The 19,919-nt window shown below is 61.1% G+C and carries 11 protein-coding genes and 1 pseudogene; 6 read left to right on the forward strand and 6 right to left on the reverse strand.

The window, feature by feature from the left end; genetic code table 11:
- Window positions 1–14: 14 nt before the first annotated feature.
- From OHZ10_RS26740 to OHZ10_RS26765, 6 genes and pseudogenes are all read left to right on the forward strand, one after another.
- Window positions 15–1,313 carry a hypothetical protein gene (locus OHZ10_RS26740; protein ID WP_174992159.1) on the forward strand — a complete coding sequence of 433 codons (1,299 nt, stop codon included), beginning with the start codon at window positions 15–17 and terminating at the stop codon, window positions 1,311–1,313.
- The gene (locus tag OHZ10_RS26745) at window positions 1,310–5,884 is read left to right on the forward strand and encodes an RHS repeat-associated core domain-containing protein (RefSeq protein WP_342704862.1); all 4,575 of its coding nucleotides are present in this window, start codon (window positions 1,310–1,312) and stop codon (window positions 5,882–5,884) included. The genes OHZ10_RS26740 and OHZ10_RS26745 overlap by 4 nt, the downstream gene beginning before the upstream one ends.
- Window positions 5,884–6,681 (forward strand): hypothetical protein, encoded by a 798-nt coding sequence (locus OHZ10_RS26750; RefSeq protein ID WP_342704863.1) that lies wholly within the window; start codon window positions 5,884–5,886, stop codon window positions 6,679–6,681. Before OHZ10_RS26745 ends, OHZ10_RS26750 begins: the two co-directional genes overlap by 1 nt.
- A gap of 44 nt (window positions 6,682–6,725) precedes the next feature.
- A complete protein-coding gene (locus OHZ10_RS26755; RefSeq protein WP_342704864.1) occupies window positions 6,726–6,857 on the forward strand; it encodes a hypothetical protein in 132 nt (43 codons plus the stop codon).
- Window positions 6,858–7,005: 148 nt separating this feature from the next.
- Window positions 7,006–7,440, forward strand: a pseudogene (locus tag OHZ10_RS26760) (helix-turn-helix domain-containing protein); the annotation flags it as partial.
- Window positions 7,441–7,760: 320 nt separating this feature from the next.
- On the forward strand, window positions 7,761–10,646 hold the full coding sequence (locus tag OHZ10_RS26765; protein ID WP_342704866.1) for a hypothetical protein: 2,886 nt from the start codon (window positions 7,761–7,763) through the stop codon (window positions 10,644–10,646).
- Between the two features lie 178 nt (window positions 10,647–10,824).
- Here the strand turns inward: OHZ10_RS26765 and OHZ10_RS26770 are convergent, their stop codons facing one another.
- From OHZ10_RS26770 to OHZ10_RS26795, 6 genes are all read right to left on the reverse strand, one after another.
- Window positions 10,825–11,226, reverse strand: a complete 402-nt coding sequence (locus OHZ10_RS26770; protein ID WP_059240535.1) for a hypothetical protein — start codon at window positions 11,224–11,226, stop codon at window positions 10,825–10,827.
- A gap of 13 nt (window positions 11,227–11,239) precedes the next feature.
- Window positions 11,240–12,976: a S10 family serine carboxypeptidase-like protein gene (locus OHZ10_RS26775; protein WP_342704868.1), complete on the reverse strand. Its 1,737-nt coding sequence runs from the start codon at window positions 12,974–12,976 to the stop codon at window positions 11,240–11,242.
- A gap of 158 nt (window positions 12,977–13,134) precedes the next feature.
- Window positions 13,135–15,084: a Xaa-Pro dipeptidyl-peptidase gene (locus OHZ10_RS26780; RefSeq protein ID WP_174992155.1), complete on the reverse strand. Its 1,950-nt coding sequence runs from the start codon at window positions 15,082–15,084 to the stop codon at window positions 13,135–13,137.
- A gap of 760 nt (window positions 15,085–15,844) precedes the next feature.
- The gene (locus OHZ10_RS26785; RefSeq protein WP_233464162.1) at window positions 15,845–16,642 is read right to left on the reverse strand and encodes a hypothetical protein; all 798 of its coding nucleotides are present in this window, start codon (window positions 16,640–16,642) and stop codon (window positions 15,845–15,847) included.
- Between the two features lie 167 nt (window positions 16,643–16,809).
- Entirely contained in the window at window positions 16,810–17,490 is a 681-nt protein-coding gene (locus OHZ10_RS26790; RefSeq protein ID WP_059240532.1) for a Fe2+-dependent dioxygenase, read from the reverse strand.
- Window positions 17,491–17,531: 41 nt separating this feature from the next.
- Window positions 17,532–19,901, reverse strand: a complete 2,370-nt coding sequence (locus OHZ10_RS26795; protein ID WP_342704871.1) for a TonB-dependent siderophore receptor — start codon at window positions 19,899–19,901, stop codon at window positions 17,532–17,534.
- Window positions 19,902–19,919: the final 18 nt, after the last annotated feature.

A 19,919-nucleotide genomic window follows, 5' to 3' on the forward strand; every position in this document is an offset into this window, starting at 1 on the left:
GGCGGCCTGACGTCATGCATCGTGAATTCTCCGCCATCGAATCGTCGATCGAAGCGTTCGTCGATCAGCCCGACGATCCGACGCTGTTGATCGAGGCAACCGACAACGATGTCGTGCCGGTTCTGAAGATGATGCAGTCGCTCGACGAGCGTGTTGGTGATGCCGTTTTCCTTAATTTTCCGTTTCCTTGCGACTCTGCCGATGCGTATTTGCAGACATGCATGGAGGCGCTTGCACGTCAGATCGACGAAGCGAGCAGCGCGCGCATCGAGCGTGGCGAAACAGGATGGCTGCCGTTGCCACTGACCTGTATCGACCCGAGGCGCGCGCCGGTGACGCGACTGCGCGATGCCGTCATGCACGTCCGCACGCTGATGCCGGAAGGCACCAAGGTCGTCTGGGCATGGTTGCCATCGCCGCTTGGCGATTTCGGCGGGTTCGCGAAGCTGGTGCTGCAATGCCTGGCGCTGAACGGTTTTGAGGAATGGATGGAAGGGCATCGGTTTTGTATCCGCGATGACCGGAAACATCCGTGCCTGATTCCGCTTGCGCGCGACAGAAAGGCCGAGCATGTGCTGATTCTTCCGGTCGATTTCTCGTCAGAGAAGGCAACCCGCCATCTGGTCGACATCGCGAATGATGCCGCTCATCCGATCGAGCAGCGCATGGGTGCCCTGATGCAGATCGCCGGGATCGACCTTGCGCACGGCAGGCTGCCCGACGCGCAGCGCAAGTACTACGCGCTCTTTTCATTTCATGCGGAGCGGAAGGATTCGACAGGTTGCGCTGTCGCGTTGCATGGCTTGGGCGACGTCGCATTGCGCCACGGATCACCGCGCGATGCGAAGGACTGGTACCTGCGTGCACTGCCTGCAGCACTCGATGGCCGGAATTTGCTGGTCGTGCTCAACGCGCTGATGGCGACTGGTGGCTGTTTCAACAAGCTTGGCGAACATGCGAAGGCGGCGACTTATTTCGGTCTGGCAAGCGATGCGGCCGGCAGGCTGATGCTCGTGCATACGAAGATCGAGGCAATGGAGAAGGGCGGTGTCGCGTTGCTGGCATGTGGGCAAGCAGCCGAAGCCGCGAAAAGCTGGATCGCCGCGAAGGGATTGTGCGAGCAGTTCGGCTGCGAACGGCAGCGCATCAGCCTCCTTGATCGACTCGTATCGCTTTATGGAAACGCCGGGCTGAAAACCGAGGCGAGGGCGTATGAGTTGGAAAAGGATCCGCGGTACATGGCCCGGTTGCGGGAAGCCATAGCACCGGGCATACGCGACGCGACGTCTGGATACGAGGGAGTAAGACCATGAGTGAAACGGCAAGCCGTTTGACGCGTGCGTCCGAACCCGCCGAGAGCCATACCGTGTCGTCTGAATCGAAGACGGATACCGCGTGCGATTCGCTGCTCGGAACGGTCAAGTCAACCTTCGATCCGTTCAAGCAGACGTTCTCGTCGGAAGGCGGCGCACTCCACCATGTCAGCGAGGCGGTGAATGCGCTTGCCTCCGTACAGGGTATGCCGTCGCAGTTGCTCAACACAGGTATTGCGCAGATTCCGCTGCTCGACAAAATGCCGGGGATGCCGGCGGCGACGATCGGCGTTCCCCACCTCGGCACGCCGCATGCGCATGCTCATCCGCCAAGCAACGGCTTTCCGTTGCCCAGTGTCGGCCTGACGATCGGCAGCGGTTGTTTGAGCGTGTTGATCGGCGGTATTCCGGCCGCCCGTGTGCTGGATATCGGCTATGCACCGACTTGCGGCGGATTGACGCCTTACTTCGATATTCAGACGGGATCGAGCAATACGTTCATCGGCGGAATGCGTGCCGCGCGCATGGGAATCGATATGACGCGGCACTGCAACCCGATGGGGCATGTCGGGAAGTCGGGTGGTGAAGCGGCGAGTGCTGCCGGGAAAAGCGAAGAGGTCGCGAGTGAGGCGGCGCAGGTGACCGGCCGGGCGAAAGCGTTGGGGCGGGCAGGAAAGGCGTGGTCGGTCGGTAACGCGGCAGTCGGGCCGGCGTCGGGGGGGGCGACTGCGGCCGAAGACGCATCGCAAGGGGAGATCGCCGCGGCGGCAATGATGGCTGCGCAGACGGCCGCGGATCTCGTGTTCATGATGCTGAGCAATCTGATGGGCAAGGATCCCGGTGTCGAGCCGAGTATGGGGACGTTGCTGCTGGGGAATCCGACGGTGTTGATCGGCGGGTTTCCGCTACCGGACTCGCAGGTGATGTGGCATGGGGCGAAGCATGGGGTCGGGAAAAGAGTCGAGCCCAAGTTGCCAAAGCGGCCTCAGGAATTGAAATGCGAGTTTCGAGGTGAGCCGATCAATCCCGTGACCGGGGATGTGCGAAACGACTTCGTCGATTACGAAGCCAAGGGGGCGATGCAGTTCCGATGGGCTCGATATTACAGCAGTGGCAAGCACGGGCACATTCAAACGCTTGGGCGTGGATTTCGTCACTCGTGGCAACACGAGCTTCACATTCTCCGAACTAGAATTATCTACGTGAACCCCGATGGAACTGAACACCACTTCGACAAAAGGAGCGACGGAAATTACCGCAGCCATGCCCAAGGCTACAAACTTGAGCAACTGGACGATCTACGTTTTATCGTTCGACATCGAGACGCTGGCGATGTCGAATTCAAGAAGGAAACGGAATCGGCTGCCCATTGCATCAAGCACGTCTTCAACAACGTACATAGCATCCTGCACCGGGGTGAGAACGGTCTCCTGAAAACAATCGAACAATTTCACGAGCACGATCAAACCCGGCGTGTCATTGCATTCAAATACGGCGACTTCGAAAGAATCGTCCGTGTCGATCTGATAGACATCGACGGATCAAGCAAGCAGATTGCACGATACGAATATGACGAACGCGACTGCCTGATACGTTCCCACGATGCTCTCGGGGCCGTTTCGACATACGAGTACGAGGAGAATTTGCGAATCGCGCGACTCGTGGACGCAAACGGGTACGCGTTTTCATACCGATACGACAGTAGCGGCCGATGCGTTGAAAGTACCGGGCAGGACGGCATGTGGCATGTACGATTCCAGTACCACCCGGGAAGAACGATCGTCACCGAGGGCAACGGCGGGAAGTGGACGATTCTTTGTAACGAAGCAGGGACGATTACCCGCGTCGTAGATCCGTATGGAGGAGCAACGGAATACAACCTGGACCGTTACGGAAGCGTTGTCAGGGAAACGGACTCAGGTGGCCGCGTGCTGCGCTGGCTCTATGACGCCAGCGGGCACAACGTCGGTCGAATGGACCATTGGGGAAATATCGTCCCGCCCAAGGACGACGCACCGAATTTGCCGAACTCATTGGCTCACCAAGTTCCCGATACCACGATCGGATTGCACTGGGGAGAAGAGGAGACGATCAGTACCGCCGGCAGCATATTATTGCCGCCCGATCTCGACTACGACGGGTGGCAAATAACGTCGGTTTTCGCAACGTCCGAAGATCCGCCGGGAGAGCGGCATGACGCGATGGGGCGATTGGTTCAGCGTACCGATCCGCATGGCCACGTCGAACGCTTCGAACATGATGCCACCGGTATGTTGAAAGCCCGGCACGACCCCGGCGGTGGAACATATCGATATTCGGCCGCGTCGTGGCATCTCCGCGGCAGTGAAACAAATCCGATGGGATCGACCACGTCCTTTCGCTATTCATCGAATCGTAGAATTTCCACGATCGTCGACCCGAATGGCAACGAAAGTGCATACACGTACGATTTCAAGAACCGTATCACAAGCGTCGTGCGTCACGGCACACTGCGCGAGACCTATGTCTATGATGCCGGCGACCGGCTGATCGAAAAACGCGACGGTGCCGGTAACACGCTGCTTCGACTGCAGGTGGGGAATGATGGCCTGTACAGCAAACGGCTGCTTTCGACTGGAGAGACGCATTTCTACGGCTACGATGCGTTCGGCAACGACACGATAGCCTCGACCGACCGATTCGATGTTACGCGGACGTTCGATGATGAGCATCGCCGAACCTCCGATAAACGCGACGGCATGGGTATCGAGCATATCTATGGGGAAGACGGTCTTTCGCGAACCACTTACCTGGGAAAATTCCAGGTCCGCTACGAAATGGTCGGTTCAGGCCGGAAGCGAATCATTACGCCGACCGGGGGCATCCATCATGTATCTCGCGAAGCCGATACGAAGATGCTCGTGCAGTTGGGCAACGGCACGAATTCGGCCTATACCTTTGACGCCGCGGGTCGATGTACGGGAAGACTGATCTGGCCGGAAGCCTGTTCAGTCAGGAAGAATCATGCGAGTTACCAATATAGCGAAACGGGGGAGCTTCTACGCACAATTGACGGCAGGAGCGGTGTCATCGATTTCTACTACGATGCGGCACACCGCCTGATTGGCGAGAGGCGCGATGGGTGGCCCATCCGTCAATTTGCATACGATCCCGGCGGGAACGTGCTATCGATGCCGACTTGCTCATGGATGCGCTATTCGGAAGGCAATCGTCTCTCCACCGCGTCGTCCGGCATCTTTCGCTATAACGATCGCAACCATCTTGCCGAACATTTGACGGGTGACGGACGGCGGCAAACGTACCACTACGACGGAATGGACCTGTTGGTCAGGGTGGAGTGGAGTGACAGGCCGCATTCATGGACTGCTGCATACGACGGGCTTTGCCGGCGTGTGGAAACGACCGTTCGCGACCAGCGGACTTCGTATTACTGGGACAACGATCGGCTGGCGGCCGAAATCGGTCCCACAGGCGCAGTGCGAATCTACGTCTACGTCAACGAGGTGGCACTCCTTCCTTTCATGTTCGTCGACTACCCGAACGTCGATGCTGCCCCCGAGACGGGCCGCGCTTACTTCGTATTCTGCAACCAGGCGGGCCTCCCGGAATGGATCGAAGACGAACGCCAGAATGCGGTCTGGCGAGCCGACGATCTTGATCCATACGGCACGATCCGGGTCGCCGATGGGCACTCGATTGAATACGATCTTCGATGGCCGGGACATTGGTTCGATAGAGAAACCGGACTGCACTACAACCGATTCCGATCTTATAGCCCGACACTGGGTCGATACCTTCAATCCGATCCAATGGGGCAGGCAGGTGGTATCAATCTCTATGCCTATCCGGCAAATCCCCTTGTCCTGGTTGACGTACTTGGACTGCACGCGCGGCATGCCCAAACCAACGACCCCGCTCCCAAGGGTCGTGATGTCCGTGGAGGGGAGGCCGAATCGACGGAGCTACATCACGCGGACCCGCCAAAGATTAAAAGGGGCGCAAAGAACAAATACCCGGCGCGAACCAAAGAAGCTCACGATGCCTGCCTGCAGGTGTATGACGCGCTTCTGGATACAGGTGTGTCCAAGAGAAAGATGCCCGGGTCGATCGCGGTCTATACGCACCAGGATGGAACCCGGTCGGTCGGCTTGTCTGGGCAAAAATTTTCAAATGAAGACGCCGCACGAATCCAGGACCATCTCAATCGGGACAGTCCGGGTACCTGGCGAGTTTCCGCGTCAACCGAACCGATGAATACGAACCATTTGGGATCCTCTCCTGAGAGGCCTGGAGGAATAGCCAAGGACAACTGTGCGGAACCGCGAGCCGCCGCTGCAGCTCACCAGACAAACAGCAAAATCACGGGCTTCGATAATGTCAACGGACCATACAATGAAAATCAATGGCCCCTCGACGAAAATCACCCGGGCAAGCAAGAGGTTCCGCAACGATACAAGGACAAGGAGGGCGTTTTCGAGCCAACCCAGATGGAACCGTGCGACAATTGCAGCTTGAATGAGGGGGTTATCAATCGATTCGCCAGAAGAACTTCCCGAGAGGTGTGGCATTAATGGACGACAATAACTGGATCAATGAACTGATCGCCTATATTTCTCGATTCGATTCAGAATATGGCGTCGCAATAAAGGCAGCCAGGGAAAGCGAGATCTCGGCTCTTGAGGACGTTATTGGTGAAAGATTGCCGGCCGCGCATCGCGCATACCTGATGCATCTGGGAGATAGTGACGGCGGCTTGCTCAACAGGCTACGTGCCGACTCTCGAGCAAGAACAGTCACCACCTACTGCCAAGACCTGCGTGAAGATATCCCTGACATAAAATTCGAACGTTGCATTCCATTTGCGACTGGCGATGTATTTGAAGGAATAGGATTGTGGGTGGAGCAGGACTCCGTCAATCCACCCGTCGTCTTTTTGAATGACGGCCTTCCTGGTGATATTTTATGCGGAAATCTGCCGTCTTTTTTGTATCAGCGCGCATTCCTATACGAGCGAGCAACACTGGATTTGACTGCGCATTATGAAAATTTCAACAGTGAAATCACGATTGACGCGATCAAATCAACCCTGGCCGATATCGGATATTTGGAAGAATGGTTCTCCGATGCTCGACTCTATTGCGGGCGCAAGGAAAATTCATTGTTACTGGCCTACGCAGGCGCACCGAACAACGGCCTGAAGATCGAGATATCGTGCAACAGCGAAATAACGGCGTTCGAGGAAGGCGATCGCATTCTGGAAAAAACAGGCACGGGAAGCTTGAGACGAGTGGTCAAAGAGCCGACGCTTCCGGAAGTTCGCGCTCGTGGCGGGGTCAGGGTGAGAGTGATTCGCGACATCGACATTTGAGCTTCAGTACGGAGTCGAGCGCGTACGAGTTGGAAGGCATTCGCTTGACGCAACTTGGCCGTGTAGTGCCTTGTACAGGTATTGCGCAGATCCCGCAGCTCAACAAGATGCCGGGGATGCAGGCTGCCGTGATCGGCGCGCCGCATCTCGAGCCGAACAAAACTGATTTTACATAACGTGAATTATCGATGGTTTGGGTGTAAGAGCAAAGTTGTAATGTCGCATCTGGGCAAAGTTGAAATGTCGTAGCTCGAGGGGTTGAGCGCATGCTGGCGGCGATTTGGACTGCCGGAGCGCATCGTGGGCCATCCTGGACTGATCACCATGAGCATGCGGGAGTTGGATCGTCTGAAGGTCGTGGAAGCTGTGATCGAGCAGCGTCTGATGCCTTGGCGAGCCGCAGAACGGCTCGGGATCAGTCGACGACAGATTGAACGACTGGTCGCCCGGTATCGTGCTGCTGGCCCGGCCGGACTGGTTTCGCAGCGTCGTGGCCACGTGAGCAACCATCAACTGCCCGAGGATCTGGCTCATCGAGCCTTGAGCCTAATTCGCGAGCGCTACGCCGATTTTGGCCCGACGCTGGCCTGCGAGAAGCTCTGGGAATGTCACGGGCTGCAGTTGTCGAAGGAAACGGTCAGGAAGCTGATGACGGACGCTGGGCTCTGGATTCCGCGCCGGCAACGACCGCCCAAGGTCTACCAGCCGCGAGCGCGCCGGGCATGCCTGGGCGAACTGGTGCAGATCGACGGCAGCGATCAATGTCCAGCAGCCGGAGGCTGCAATGGCCCCATCACGCCTTCGTTTCGCGCGCTTGCTTTTCGTCTTGCCTCAGCGCGTACCGATCTTGCGTTCTAGCATGTTGAGGCCATTGCCTATCTCCGCGCCGCATCGTGCATTCCCGGCCCAGCCGCGGTCGGCACACCGCTGCGCCACGGCATGCAGCAAGGTACACACGTTCACGCGGGATCGTGTCGCAGACCGTCCCCGGTCGTGATGCCCGGCGACGGCGGAATCATCGATCGACATGCCGGAATGGCCGGCTCATGCGAACCTATTCGAGCAGCATGGAGCACCCTATGCGCATCACGCCCGGCCTGCCTCCGCTTCCTGATCGATCGAATGACGCAGTGCCCCAGACGGGAACGTCCGCCACGGCGATCGGCGAATCGCCTCCTCGCGACGGCAACGCCCAATCGCCGGACTACCCTCTCCGTCCGCGCCAGCATTCGCTACGGCGCGCGGCCACGCTGCCCTCGATTCGACACCTGCCCGACGCCGATGGTGCGCTGTCGACAGACCTCAGGCACAACTTTGTTCGTCAGCGTGTGTACGACCACGCAGTAGCGATCGATCAACTCAGCATGAATTCCTACGCCGCCCGACGCAGGAAAACGCTGAACGCATTGCCCGGCGCAGAAGCGATAAGCGCGCAGTACGGGATCAGCCTGGCCAGCTACCGCGAAGATCGGAATACGCTTGCGGAACTGCGCTTCGACAGCCCCTACACCGGGAAATATCAGCGCGAATTCCAGTCGGAGCGGTTTCACGCGGATTGCCTTGCGCTTTATGAAGCGCAAGGCGGCAACCCCAATGACAACGTCGTCTTTGTCCATAGCGACGATGCCGCCTGGCAGATGATGAGCCGAGTCGAAACGATAACGGGCCGGGTCGAATCGGCGCGCATGCCCATCATCACGATCGCACCAGGGCTGACAGCGATTCGATGCGGTTCTGCGGACGATGCCGACATTCTGGACAAGTGGACCACGATGATGGGTGCCCGGCCGTCCGCGTATCGGATCGCCAGCCTCACGTGCCCCCTCGTTCGAGACGAGGTCATGGATCCCGGGATCAGCAATCGCCGCCTCCTCGCGCGCCTTCGCAATGAAACGCCCGGGCTTTGCATCGCGGCGCTGCGCGCCATCCCCGAACACCACTCGGCCCATGCGCTCGCACAAACCAGCGCGGCGCTGATCACGGACATGGCCGAGGTTCTCGAACGCAGCGGAAAGGCGGAAGCACTCGAGCACTCAGCGATTCTCGCCAGCGGTCTTCAATCACTGATCGCCATTGCGGGGGCAATGCCGCCCCTCGCCCAGCGCAGCGACCGCTTCGCGAATGCGTACCAGGCCATGATCGAGGAATTGCAGGTTGTCCTGATGGCTGCGCGCCCCTATGGCGAAGCGGATTTCAAACAGGCCGCTCACGACCAGTTCGCAACACGCATGGGCACGGTTGCCGGACAGAACGGCATTGCCGCGCCCGAGATTTTCCTGACCTCGAGCGGCATGGGCGCACTGGCGTGGGCATTCGAGTTGGCCGCGGATCTGAGTGGCCACGACAAAGTCAGACTGGCGTCGTCGGCGCCGACGAAGGTTGCGCCCGATTATTACGAAATCATGCAGTTGCTCAGGCTTGACAATATCGTCGAAGACAGCGATGTCGTAAGCGCGACACTCAATCCCAGCACCACGGAGAAACGCGGCCCCGACGACCAGGAACGCGCGTGGAACGTGCACGTGTTGATCGGGAAACTCGATGGCCTGCTGCGCGAGCGGCAGACCGTCCGCGCGGAAACGCCCCTCACGGTTGTGCTCGACACGACGATTGAACGTCGCGGCGACATGCAGGCATTACTGGACCGCTTCTCGCCCGATATCGCCGCGGGACGGGTACGCTTCTTGATCTGCAAGAGCTACCAGAAGTACGCGAATCTGGCCACGGCGAAGGTCATGGCGGGAAGCATCGCCCTGCTCTCCGCCGACGACGCAACCAGCGACGAAGCCCGGCACCAGTTGCGTCTGCGCGAACGGGCGACCGGCTGGGCCGGCAACGACGAAATGCAACTGCTGATTCACTTCTTGCGCAGCGGCGATCCGCATGAATTCACGTTGTTGGAACGCGCGGCAAGCAATGCCGATTTCGTTCGGACTGCCTGCTTTGGCGCAAGCGCGGAGCACCTGGGATTCGATACGTACGACGAAGGCCTTCCCCTCGCCCGAATGCAATACGCCCAGACGCCCGATCAGTATTTTCGATTCGCCAGCGGCAGGCCGACGGTTTTCACCCGGCCGGGCCACCTCATGGACTCGATTGCGACACGCGACAGCTTCGCCTTCGCGTCGACGACGAAGATCAACGTCGAGTCGAGCATCCGGCTGTCGTTCGGTCTGGAGTCGCGCGGCGAACTGATGGAGATGTTTTACACACCTGGCCTGCTCATGCGCACGCCCCGCAGCGCCTGGGGCACCCTTGAGGCGCGCAAGCACGTGATGGCACTCGTCGATAGCGCAATGAAGGAGATCGATCCGGACGGCGCAGCGCGTACTCCACCGCTACCGCTGCAGGACAAGATCGCACGAATCGGCGTCGCGGAAGCCGAATCTCAGGACATGGAGGCGAGCCTGTCCGCGACGACACAGCGCATGCGCGCAAACCTGCATCGCGACAACGCCCGGAGCAGATTTACAGTCAACCGGATCGCCTCGGTAGTGGAACACATGGCGCGCGTGATCGCATTCGACGAACATTCGTTGACGCGATTTCGTACAGGCGAACCAGATCGCAAAATTGCCGACGAGCTGCTCGACGGGCTGATCAATGCAGGAATGCCCGGTGTATCGGAAAGGACGCGCACTCGAATCGTCGCTTTTCGAGCGACGCTCGCAGCGCTCGACTGGACGTCCGACGATCCGTCGATTCGCTTGCGCGGCGTGCAATCGCTGCTGCAGGGGGTGCGCCGGCTCGCCGACGCCGACAAGCGTGCGAAATATCTGGCCGGAATTCCAGACGCCATCTTCAGGGAAGTACCTGACGCGACGCGCGCACAGTTGATCGATCAGATGTTCCGTCCGCTCGATGCTGACTCGCGGCAAGCCTTCCTCGACAGACGCCCCCGTGGCGACGTCGCAAACGCCTGCAAGGCGGCGATGGGCTTGGGTGTCCAATCCGCGCAGGATTGAAGGTGCGAGCTTTTGCGCGTCGAGACGCTCGGCGCGCAAAAGCTCGACTGGCGCGTGTCATCCACTTTTCATCGGCACCGCCCCCCGAAGGGGATGAAGAACGCAGCGCCGACCCAAGCGATTCCCACGCGGCCAAAACAAGACTCCCCGCCACCCGCAGCGGGGAATCCCCCTCACGTCACAGCTGCTGATTCTGTTTCGTCGCATTTTTCATGCGCATGATGTGCTGCGGCGTTCGTTCAGACATGAACCGCAGCACGTCGTCGAGCCGGACATAACCCGTCCCTGCACGGTCGATCTCCGAAAAATGGTCACTGACCAGCCCCCAGCCAGCCGCCTTGGCCTGCTGCTTCGACAAGAGTCCGTCGGGATTGCCGCCGGTGGCGGCGGTAAAACGCTGGGCGACCTGGTTATCGACGTCTCGCGTCACGGAGCCCTCCGATTGCTTGGGCGGTTGAACCCAGCCCTCGGGCGGCGGCGGCGGCTTCGGCAAATCGTCGTAGGCAAGCGCTGCGCCGATGCCCGACATCGAAATGACGGAGGCGGCTACGGTGAAACCAACATAAGTCACGATTTTCATAGCTGTCCTCGGCTTACAGTAAGGAACCGTCCGCGATACGCGCTGGCGACTTGTAATAGCTGTCGATCGCTTGTTTCAGCGGCGCGCGCGATGCCTCGGTGTTGTAGATCATGTGCCCGCCTTCGAACCATTTGACCGGGATGCGATCGCTCAGGTTCACCCCCTCGAGATCCAGCTCGGTCTGGAAACCTGGCGTCGCGATATCTTCATAACCGTGAAGAATCAGCAGTTTGGCATCGGGGTCCGCGGTGAGAACGGCTTGAATATCGGTAATGCTCTGCGGGTAATAGTATTTGCTCCCCGCCCGCTTCCATTTCCAGTTCGAGATCGTCGCACTATTGAGTGGTTCGTAGCTCGACTGGGTCTTGTAGTTGACGAAATCGGGGAAATACGTCTTGAGTTGATTGAGGAAGGCCACGTCGATGTAGCTGTCCGCCGCGAAGCTGTTGCCGTTCGGTACCTTCATGCGCGCATCGTAGCGCCCGAGGTTGTAACCGGGAACCAGCGCGCTTCGGAACGGCCCCGGCGTGTAGTTGAACGCGCTCTTCCAGGTCGACGCGGGAATCCCGGTATAGTCGGCCATCCGGTTCAGGAGCGCTTGTCCGGCCGTGCTTGCCGCGTACGCATTCCATTGGTTGTTCGGCCGGCCGTTGGTGAAATAGGCCCCGTAGGTCGTCTGGAATGTCGCCCTCGCCAGCGTGCGCAGCTCGCCAAGATACTGCTCCTGCGTTTGCGTACCGCGCTTGACGGATTTCTTGAAGTAGTCTGCCGTCATCGCGTAGGACGGGATGTAACCCTCGCAGGTCACCGTCCCGCGCATCATGTCGCAATTGGAGTTGTAGTCGACGAGCGGCGAATTGAGGATGAACCCCGCCAGGACCTTGGCCGGCTTGCCCGACGGATCGGGGGCGTAGCCGCTGGTACCCGCCTGCTCCAGCAGATTGGCGACGATCGGTGTGCGGATGCCGCCGTAGGATTCGCCGTACAGGTACTTCGGCGAGCTCTGCCGGTTGTACTTGTTCGTATAGCTCGTGATGAAGTCGGCAACGACCTGGGCATCATCGTCGGTGCCCCATAGATCGCCGTTCTTGAGCGGCTCGATGGCCGTGGAGAGGCCGGTCCCTGGCGGATCGACGAAAACGATATCCGACTGGTCGAGCAGCGAAATCGCATTGTCCTCGAACGGGAAGCTGTCGGGCTGTTTCGTCGGATCGGCCATGTTCGGTGCGTCGGATTTGAGCCGTTTCGGGCCCCACGATCCCATGTGCAGCCAGATCGACGCCGAACCGGGGCCGCCGTTCCACAAGAACGTGACCGGGCGATTCTCCTTGGGCAGCGCGTCACGCGTGTACGCCGTGTAGAAGATCGCCGCCTCGGCCTTCTTGCCCGACCCGTTCTGCCGGTAGGCAACGAGGTGCCCGGCGCGCGCAACATACGGCAACACCTTCCCGTTGATCGTGATCGTGTGACGCTTGACCGACGAATCCTCGTCGATCCTGGACAACGCGATCGATCCGTTGAGCGTCGTGTCGTAGGTGTTGCCGTCGTTCAGCACCTTGTCGGCCGGCGCGACTCTTGCAAACACATCCAGCTCGGACTCCTCTGACGCGGTGACCGGCGTTGACGGCGAGGTGACTGTCGTGTTCGCCGCGCTCACGGCAGTGGACGACGGGTCGTCACCACCGCATGCTGCCAGTACTGCCGTGGCGAGCGCAGTGGCCACGGCCCAGACTGGAATTCTTATCGTCATCGATCAATCTCCTGAACAGTTCAATTCATTAGATATGCTTATAAACACACAACGACTTCGATCAACCCGAACAACCTTGCGTCGCATACCGCGTCATGCCCGATAGCGTCGGCGAGACGTCCCGCCGCCGGCTATCGATTCACAACGTGCCCCGCCTGCTACTTCGCCATCATGACTGCCGCGACGCGTGCCTTCGGAACAACCGGCATCGAGAGCACCGTGTGCGACAGGTCGAGCGTCACCAGTGACGTGCCCTGGTAGCCCTCCAGCTTCAACTTGACCTTGCTGCCCGGCAGTACCGTGAAATCGCGCGGCATCATCTCCAGCGAAAAATCGTAGTCCGTGTTCGGCGCGATCGGTTGTGCGACCTCCAGCCCCTTGTAGAAGCGCGGATTTGCCCAACCGTAGGTCACGTCGTGCCCGTCCACCGACAACGTGGCCTTGATGTTGGTGACGGCCGGCGCAAACCGGCCACGCATCGCGACCCGGATCGCGCCGGCGTAGCGGGTCGCGTTCGCGAGCGATTTCGTCTCGTAAGTCACGGCCGTGGCGTTGCTCAAATCGACCGACGCAGCCGGCGTGCCCTCCGCCGTATTCGGCGTCAGCAATCCTCCCGCCCGTCCGTCGCCGCGCAGGTAGTAGGACGTGTCGGCCGTCTTGGGCCATGCATCCTCCTTGATGAACAGCTCACCCGTCGGAATGCAGTCGCGCGGATTGTGGCCTGAATGGCAGTGGCCGATCAGCGTGTCGTCCGTGTTGTTCGGATCGGGAGGCAGCGTTGCGCCAACCGGGATGTCACCCGCCGGCGTCTCCCGAACGTACGTCGGCTGCGTCTCGACGCCATTGTTGACGCCGAACAGATAGCGTGAGTACCACATCGCGATCTGCTTCTGCCATTCCTTTTGCCACGCGGGATCGTCATGGTTTCGGCTGTGCAGCCAGAGCTGCACCGGCTTCTTCGCGCGATACAACGCGTCGTACAGTTGCGTCGCGTTCTTCGTCTTGACGTTGTTGTCGGCCTGCCCCTGTGCAATCAGCGTAGCGGCCTGAATCCGGTCGACGAGCGACACCGTGTTGCGCGCCTTCCAGAACTCGTTGTACGCATAGGTCGTGTTGTCGGAAGCCGTGACGGCCGCGACGCGCGCGGGTTCGCAGATTGGCGCACGAGCGGACGCCTGCTGGGATTTCATGTAGCTGCCGAGCGATACCGTGTTGTCGATATCCGCGATCACGCCGTTGTAACGGAAATAGTCGTACCCGCTACTGATGCCCTCCACCGGCACGATCGCCTCCAGCCCCGGCACCCCCGTCGCCGCGACCATCGTGGGCAACGTGCCGCCATAGGAAATCCCCTCCATCGCGACGTGCCCGGTCGACCAGGATGCCGCAACCTGTTTGCCCTGCGGGTCGAAACCCGGTGCGACCGGGTCGCCCGTCAACCAACGCACGACGCTCGCCATCGCGTCGCGTTCGGTACGGTCCATCACCGACCAGCAGCCGTCCGACTGGTTGGTGCCGATCGAATCCGCGTAGACGATCGTGTAACCCATCCGCAGATACTCCGCCTCGCCGAGAAACGGCGCGCGCGCCTGCGTCGCGTAAGTCGGATCCGCGTAGTACACCGACGGCCGCACGATGACCGGTGTCTTGAGCCCCTCCGCCACTTCGGCAGGCTGCACGATGCGCAGCGCGATCCGGTCGGGTTTGCCGTCCGCGTCCGTGTCGAACGGAGTCTGCACCATCACGTTCAGCTTCAGTGGCGGCCGCATCGACAGCCAGGGCAAGATCATGCCGTTCTCGACAGTCGGGCCATCGTGTCCCGGATACAGCGCAGCCAGCTTCGGATAGGACAACCCGGTCGGCGAGCGCTCGTACTGCGCGCCGACTTCGGGCACCGGCGTGGGCGGCGTAAAGGGTGCCGGCACGGGGGCCGTCGTCACGGTGCCGGGTTGAGTCGATTGGCCGCTCCCGTCGTTCGATGCGCGCGGCGAAGCCGAATCATCCCCGCCGCATCCGGCCAGCTGGATTGCAATCGGCACCAGCAGACTCAGCAGCCGGGCATTGCTCCCAAAAAAAGGACGATCCCCCGCCCATTGTGTTTTTTTCATGTTCTCCGACACCCTGTTTATTTAGGAAAACTAAACTAATGAGTCGAATTCTTTGTAACACTGTGAAATATTTCAGACCGTATGAAATGACATCCGTATTACGGATGTCAAGGAAATTCTTAAAAGAGTGACAACTTCCATGCCGGGCTGCCGACGTGGGGATTACGTCGTTGGCACTCGCGGCACAGGTCGGACCGGCCAACGATGTCGGCGTGCCGTGTGTCCGCACGCGTGGACCATTCCGCTGTCGCGAGCCTTGTCGGACATGGAAAAGCACGGAGACGACCGGGTCGCCGAACGGGAGGGTGTTCGATGAGATCCGCCACAGTGGCGGGTTTCCGGAACCGGACGCAGTGGCCGCCGGCGCCTGTCGCGGCGTGCCGTCAAACCGGAACCGGCACGTTTTGGCGCGCGGTTACTTTCGGCCAGGCAGGCGATGCGGGAGCGGCAGTTTTGCCGCTCGGTGTGATTCCATGCTTTATTTCTCGAATCGATTTAATTGATCAATTCAAAGCCGAATCCGAAATATTTCGACCGGAATTCGAGAAAATTCCGCCTGCACACGCAGTGCATTGACGTTTGCATGTGGTATCCCTGTTACCGTCGCATCAGCCGCATCGTGGATGGCGGCTGATGTCCGCAGAGCCATTTTTCACGCTGAAAAGTCAATTCAGTTGAAGCGGAAAATCGGTGATTTTTCGTGTATCCGGATCATATTGTCGCCGACTCATCCCACCACCCTGCTGCCGATCTCCACGCGTCAACACGGAACCCGACCGCCGACGCCATTGCCCATCATCGTGCACCAGCGCTGCGTCTCCTGTGCCGGCGGCGGATACGGCAACCCGGTCCGCGGATTGATCGAGTCAAGCGGATCCGGCCCCGGCGGGCGGTTTGCCGCTCTGCGCGCGGCGGTCTCTGCCATCAGTTTCGCGTTCGCTGCATTCTGTCGAGCAAGGTCTGCCTTCTGCGCGTCGTCCACTTTCTTGGTCATGGTCACCAGCCGCGCGAACTGGGGATCGCGAACGTCCTGCAACGGTGGAAAAGGCGGCGCAACCGGCATGAACAGCAACGGTCCGTTGTATTTCGGAACCGCCAGTTTCGACGGCTTGCCGAAATCCGCCGCCATGCCGATCTCCCACATGCCGGCGTTCATCTCGAGCGCATGCTCGTAGTGCCGGTTCACGTCCGCGATACCGACCGGGCCGGACGGTGCAGGCAACGGCTGCAAGGACGGCGGCAGCGTTTGCCTGGCGGCCGGATAAACCGTGCGGATATAGCTGACCGCGGCGACCGAGTATTGATAAAGCATCGCGTCGTACTTCGCCAGCACTTGCGCGCGACTGAAACTGCCGGGATTCTCGAAAGCGGGCTTGTACGCGGCCAGGCTTTGGAGGTACAGCATGTTGGCGTTTCGCTGCTCCGTCACGAACTGCTGCTCGGGATCGGCCGGAACGGATGAAGTCATCGCGGCGCACCCCGTAAGCAGGCTGACGACGCAAGCGACGCCCGCCGTCGTTCGTGGTGCCGACCGGAATAGACGCAGGATAGTGGCCATCTGGAACGCCTGGAGACGAGTTGGATTGTCATGAATCGGCGATCGGCCGACAACAGCCGGCATTCGCCACGTTCGCCCTATTCTGCCCCGCCCCACGCCGTTCCAGGTGGATTTGCGTCTCGTCCTGGTGGATTTCGATCTCGGGATGTCATCCGGCCACGCGAGGCTCAGACATCCGCCCACCTCCTCAACAGGTTGTGATACGCGCCGGTCAGTTGCAACAACGACTCCGCATCTGCGTCCTGCTGCGTCAACCGCTGGATCGCGACATCCATATCCAGTAGCAGGCTCCGCTGCGCATCCTCGCGCACGAGGCTCTCGACCCAGAAAAACGACGCCAGCCGCTCGCCGCGCGTCACCGCTTCGACCCTGTGCACGCTCGATCCCGGGTACAGGATCATGCTGCCAGCCGCGAGCTTGGCGCGATGCTCGCCATACGTGTCGCGCACGACGAGCTCACCGCCGTCATAGCTCGCCGGGTCGTTCAGGAACAACGTGGCCGACAGGTCCGTGCGCACACGTTCGCGCGACGCGCGAACGCCGCGCACTGCATTGTCGACGTGATAGCCGAACGACTCGCCGCCGGCATATCGGTTGAACAGCGGCGGATAAATCCGCCTGGGCAACGCCGCCGACATGAACACCGCATTCTGTGCGAGACGGCGAATGATCTCGTCGCCGATCTCGCGCGCGAGCGGATCGTCGCCGTCGAGTTGCCGGTTCTCCTTCACGCGCCGCGATTGCGCACCGGCCGTCGCACGCCCGTCGACCCATTGCGCAGCGCGCAGCCGCTCGACGAGCCGGGCGGCCTCTGCCGGGCTGAACACACCCGGAATCTCGATCATCATCGTGTGGTTTCCTTCGAAATGAATGCGGACACGCGCAGGCGTCAGAACCGGATATCGGCGGTTGCCATCACGGTGCGCCCGGCTCCCGGCACGCCATACAGCTGGAAGCCGTCGAGCGAAGCGCCGATCGCCGAGTAGTAGAACGTGTCGAACAGGTTCTGCACGTTGAGCCCCACTGTCAGATGCTTGTCGACCTCGTAGCGCGCGGCGATCGAATGCAGCCAGAACGACGGTGCCTTTTCGCCGTCCGCGACGTAGACGGGATGCTTGCCGCTCGCGCCGTTCACGGTACTGCTGTTGTTGTTCTGACCGCCGACGTAGCCGTTGTCGGTATAGCGTCGCGTGCCGACGTACTGCGCGCCGTAGCTGACCGACAGCTTCGGCGTGACGGCATACGTCGTCCACAGGTTGAACGTCGCGTTGGGCACGTTGGCCGGCCGCAGCCCGGCATTCGCGCCCTTCGTGATGCGGCCGCGCATCGCGGCGAATCCCGCGAACGCGGACCATCGTTCGGTCAGGTTGCCCGACACGCCGAGCTCGAGGCCGTCCACCCGGCGCGGCGGCAGCGCACGAACGACCGTCGTCGTGCCGTCGCCGTAATCCCACGAATCGGACAGTTCCGTGCGAAACAGCGCCCCCGTCACCGACAGCCGGTGATCGAACAGATCCCATTTCGAGCCGACTTCCCACGTCTGCGCGACGGCCGCCGGCAGGTCCTGGCTCGACGTGTTGCCGTAGATCACGTTGTTGGTCGTCGCGCCCACCGCGGACGGCTGCGCGGCCCGGCTGTAGGTCGCATAGAGGCTGCCGAACGGCACCGGCTTGTACGTGATGCCGATCCGGCCGCTCAACGCGCCGTCGTTGCTGCGCGCGACCGTGTGCGCGTTCGCCGCGCCGTTGACCTGCTTCAGCGAGAAACGGTCGTAGCGCACCGCGCCCTCGACGATCCACTTCGGCGTGACGGTCACGGTATCGCGCAGGTATACGCCCGCATCGGTCAGCGACGCATAGTCGCCCGCGCCGCCTTCCAGCGTCGGCACGCCGCCCATGCTCGTGCCGTATGCGTTCGTCAGGTTCATCACCGGGTTCACCGACGGCGCGAGAATCGTGCGTGCGAGATCGCCGTAGCGCTCGTGATAGACCTCGGCGCCCGCGACGACGTCGTGATGCAGGCCGCCCGTGTCGAACGAGAGATTCAGGTTGGTTTCGTTCGCCACGATGTCGTAGCGCTTCGACGTGCCGAAGTTGCTGCCGCGCAGCACCGCCAGCGGCGACGCGTTCGCGAGCGGCGCATAGCCGCTGTACGACGCGAGCCCTGCGCCGCTCGTGACGAGCGGCCCGGTGCCGCCATAGCCGTACGACGTGCCGCCGGTCGAATTGAAGCGCGCGGGCGACAGCACGGTGATGCGGTCGGTCTGCTCGAAGCGGCTGAGGTTGGAAATCCGCACGTTGTCGTTGAAGTCGTGCTCGACCTTGACCGTCGCGCGGTCCGTCACTTCGCGATCGGTGAACAGGTTCGGATCGCCGTACCAGCCGTTGCGCGGCACGCCCGGCATCCGCGCGCCGCCGGTGCCGCGCGCGATCGGCACGCCGGTGTCGGGCGTGTTCACGTCGTTCTGGTGCAGATAGTCGATCGTCACGCGCGTCGGCGTGCCGAGACCGAGCGCCAGCGAGCCGGCCACGCCCCAGCGGTCGTAGTCGGTCACCGCGCGGCCGTCGACCGCGTTGTAGTGGCGCATCAGGTTCAGCCTGAACGCCGACGTCGGCGTCAACTGCTTGTTGAGGTCGGCCGTCACGCGGCGGTAGCTGGCGGTGCCGAGCGTCGTCGAAAAGTGGTACGCGTCGCCGGCATGCGCGTCCTTGCTGACGAGGTTCACGCTGCCGCCGGGCGCGGCGACGCCCGACTCGATCGTGCCGGTGCCCTTGAACACTTCGACGCGCTCGACGTTGAACGTATCCGTGCGTCCGGCGAGGCCCGCGTCGCGAATGCCGTCGACGGTGATGCTCTGCTCGCCCGAAAAACCGCGGATCGTGAACATGTCACCCCAGCCGAGGTTGCCCTCGCCCGACGTGAACGTGATGCCGGGCACGTTCTTCAGGATGTCCTGCAGGCTCTGCGCCTGCTGCTCGTCGAGCACCTTCTTCGGGATGACCGCGACGCTCTGTGCGATGTCCAGCAGCGGCGCGGTGAACTGGTCCGATTGCAGGAATTCGGTGCGGTACGGCGACGAATGCGCGTGGATGTCGATCGCGGGCAGCGTGGCGCCCGACGACGACGCATCCGGCGCGGCGGCCGGCATACCCGGCTGCGCATGCGCGGCCGACAGCATGGCCAGCCCGAGCGTGGCGCCCAGCAGGTTCGACAGCAAGGCCGACGGCGATCGGCCGGCCCGTTGAAGAGACGACGACATGAATCCTTCCGGTGATGA

The organism is Burkholderia arboris, from assembly GCF_038723655.1.
Lineage (GTDB): Bacteria > Pseudomonadota > Gammaproteobacteria > Burkholderiales > Burkholderiaceae > Burkholderia > Burkholderia arboris.

What these genes read in the sequence shown, in the direction of transcription:
- OHZ10_RS26740 (WP_174992159.1), top strand. Translation starts at nt 15, where the DNA reads ATGCATCGTGAATTCTCCGCCATCGAATCGTCGATCGAAGCGTTCGTC.
- OHZ10_RS26745 (WP_342704862.1), top strand. Translation starts at nt 1,310, where the DNA reads ATGAGTGAAACGGCAAGCCGTTTGACGCGTGCGTCCGAACCCGCCGAG.
- OHZ10_RS26750 (WP_342704863.1), top strand. Translation starts at nt 5,884, where the DNA reads ATGGACGACAATAACTGGATCAATGAACTGATCGCCTATATTTCTCGA.
- OHZ10_RS26765 (WP_342704866.1), top strand. Translation starts at nt 7,761, where the DNA reads ATGCGCATCACGCCCGGCCTGCCTCCGCTTCCTGATCGATCGAATGAC.
- OHZ10_RS26770 (WP_059240535.1), bottom strand. Translation starts at nt 11,226, where the DNA reads ATGAAAATCGTGACTTATGTTGGTTTCACCGTAGCCGCCTCCGTCATT.
- OHZ10_RS26775 (WP_342704868.1), bottom strand. Translation starts at nt 12,976, where the DNA reads ATGACGATAAGAATTCCAGTCTGGGCCGTGGCCACTGCGCTCGCCACG.
- OHZ10_RS26780 (WP_174992155.1), bottom strand. Translation starts at nt 15,084, where the DNA reads ATGAAAAAAACACAATGGGCGGGGGATCGTCCTTTTTTTGGGAGCAAT.
- OHZ10_RS26785 (WP_233464162.1), bottom strand. Translation starts at nt 16,642, where the DNA reads ATGGCCACTATCCTGCGTCTATTCCGGTCGGCACCACGAACGACGGCG.
- OHZ10_RS26790 (WP_059240532.1), bottom strand. Translation starts at nt 17,490, where the DNA reads ATGATGATCGAGATTCCGGGTGTGTTCAGCCCGGCAGAGGCCGCCCGG.
- OHZ10_RS26795 (WP_342704871.1), bottom strand. Translation starts at nt 19,901, where the DNA reads ATGTCGTCGTCTCTTCAACGGGCCGGCCGATCGCCGTCGGCCTTGCTG.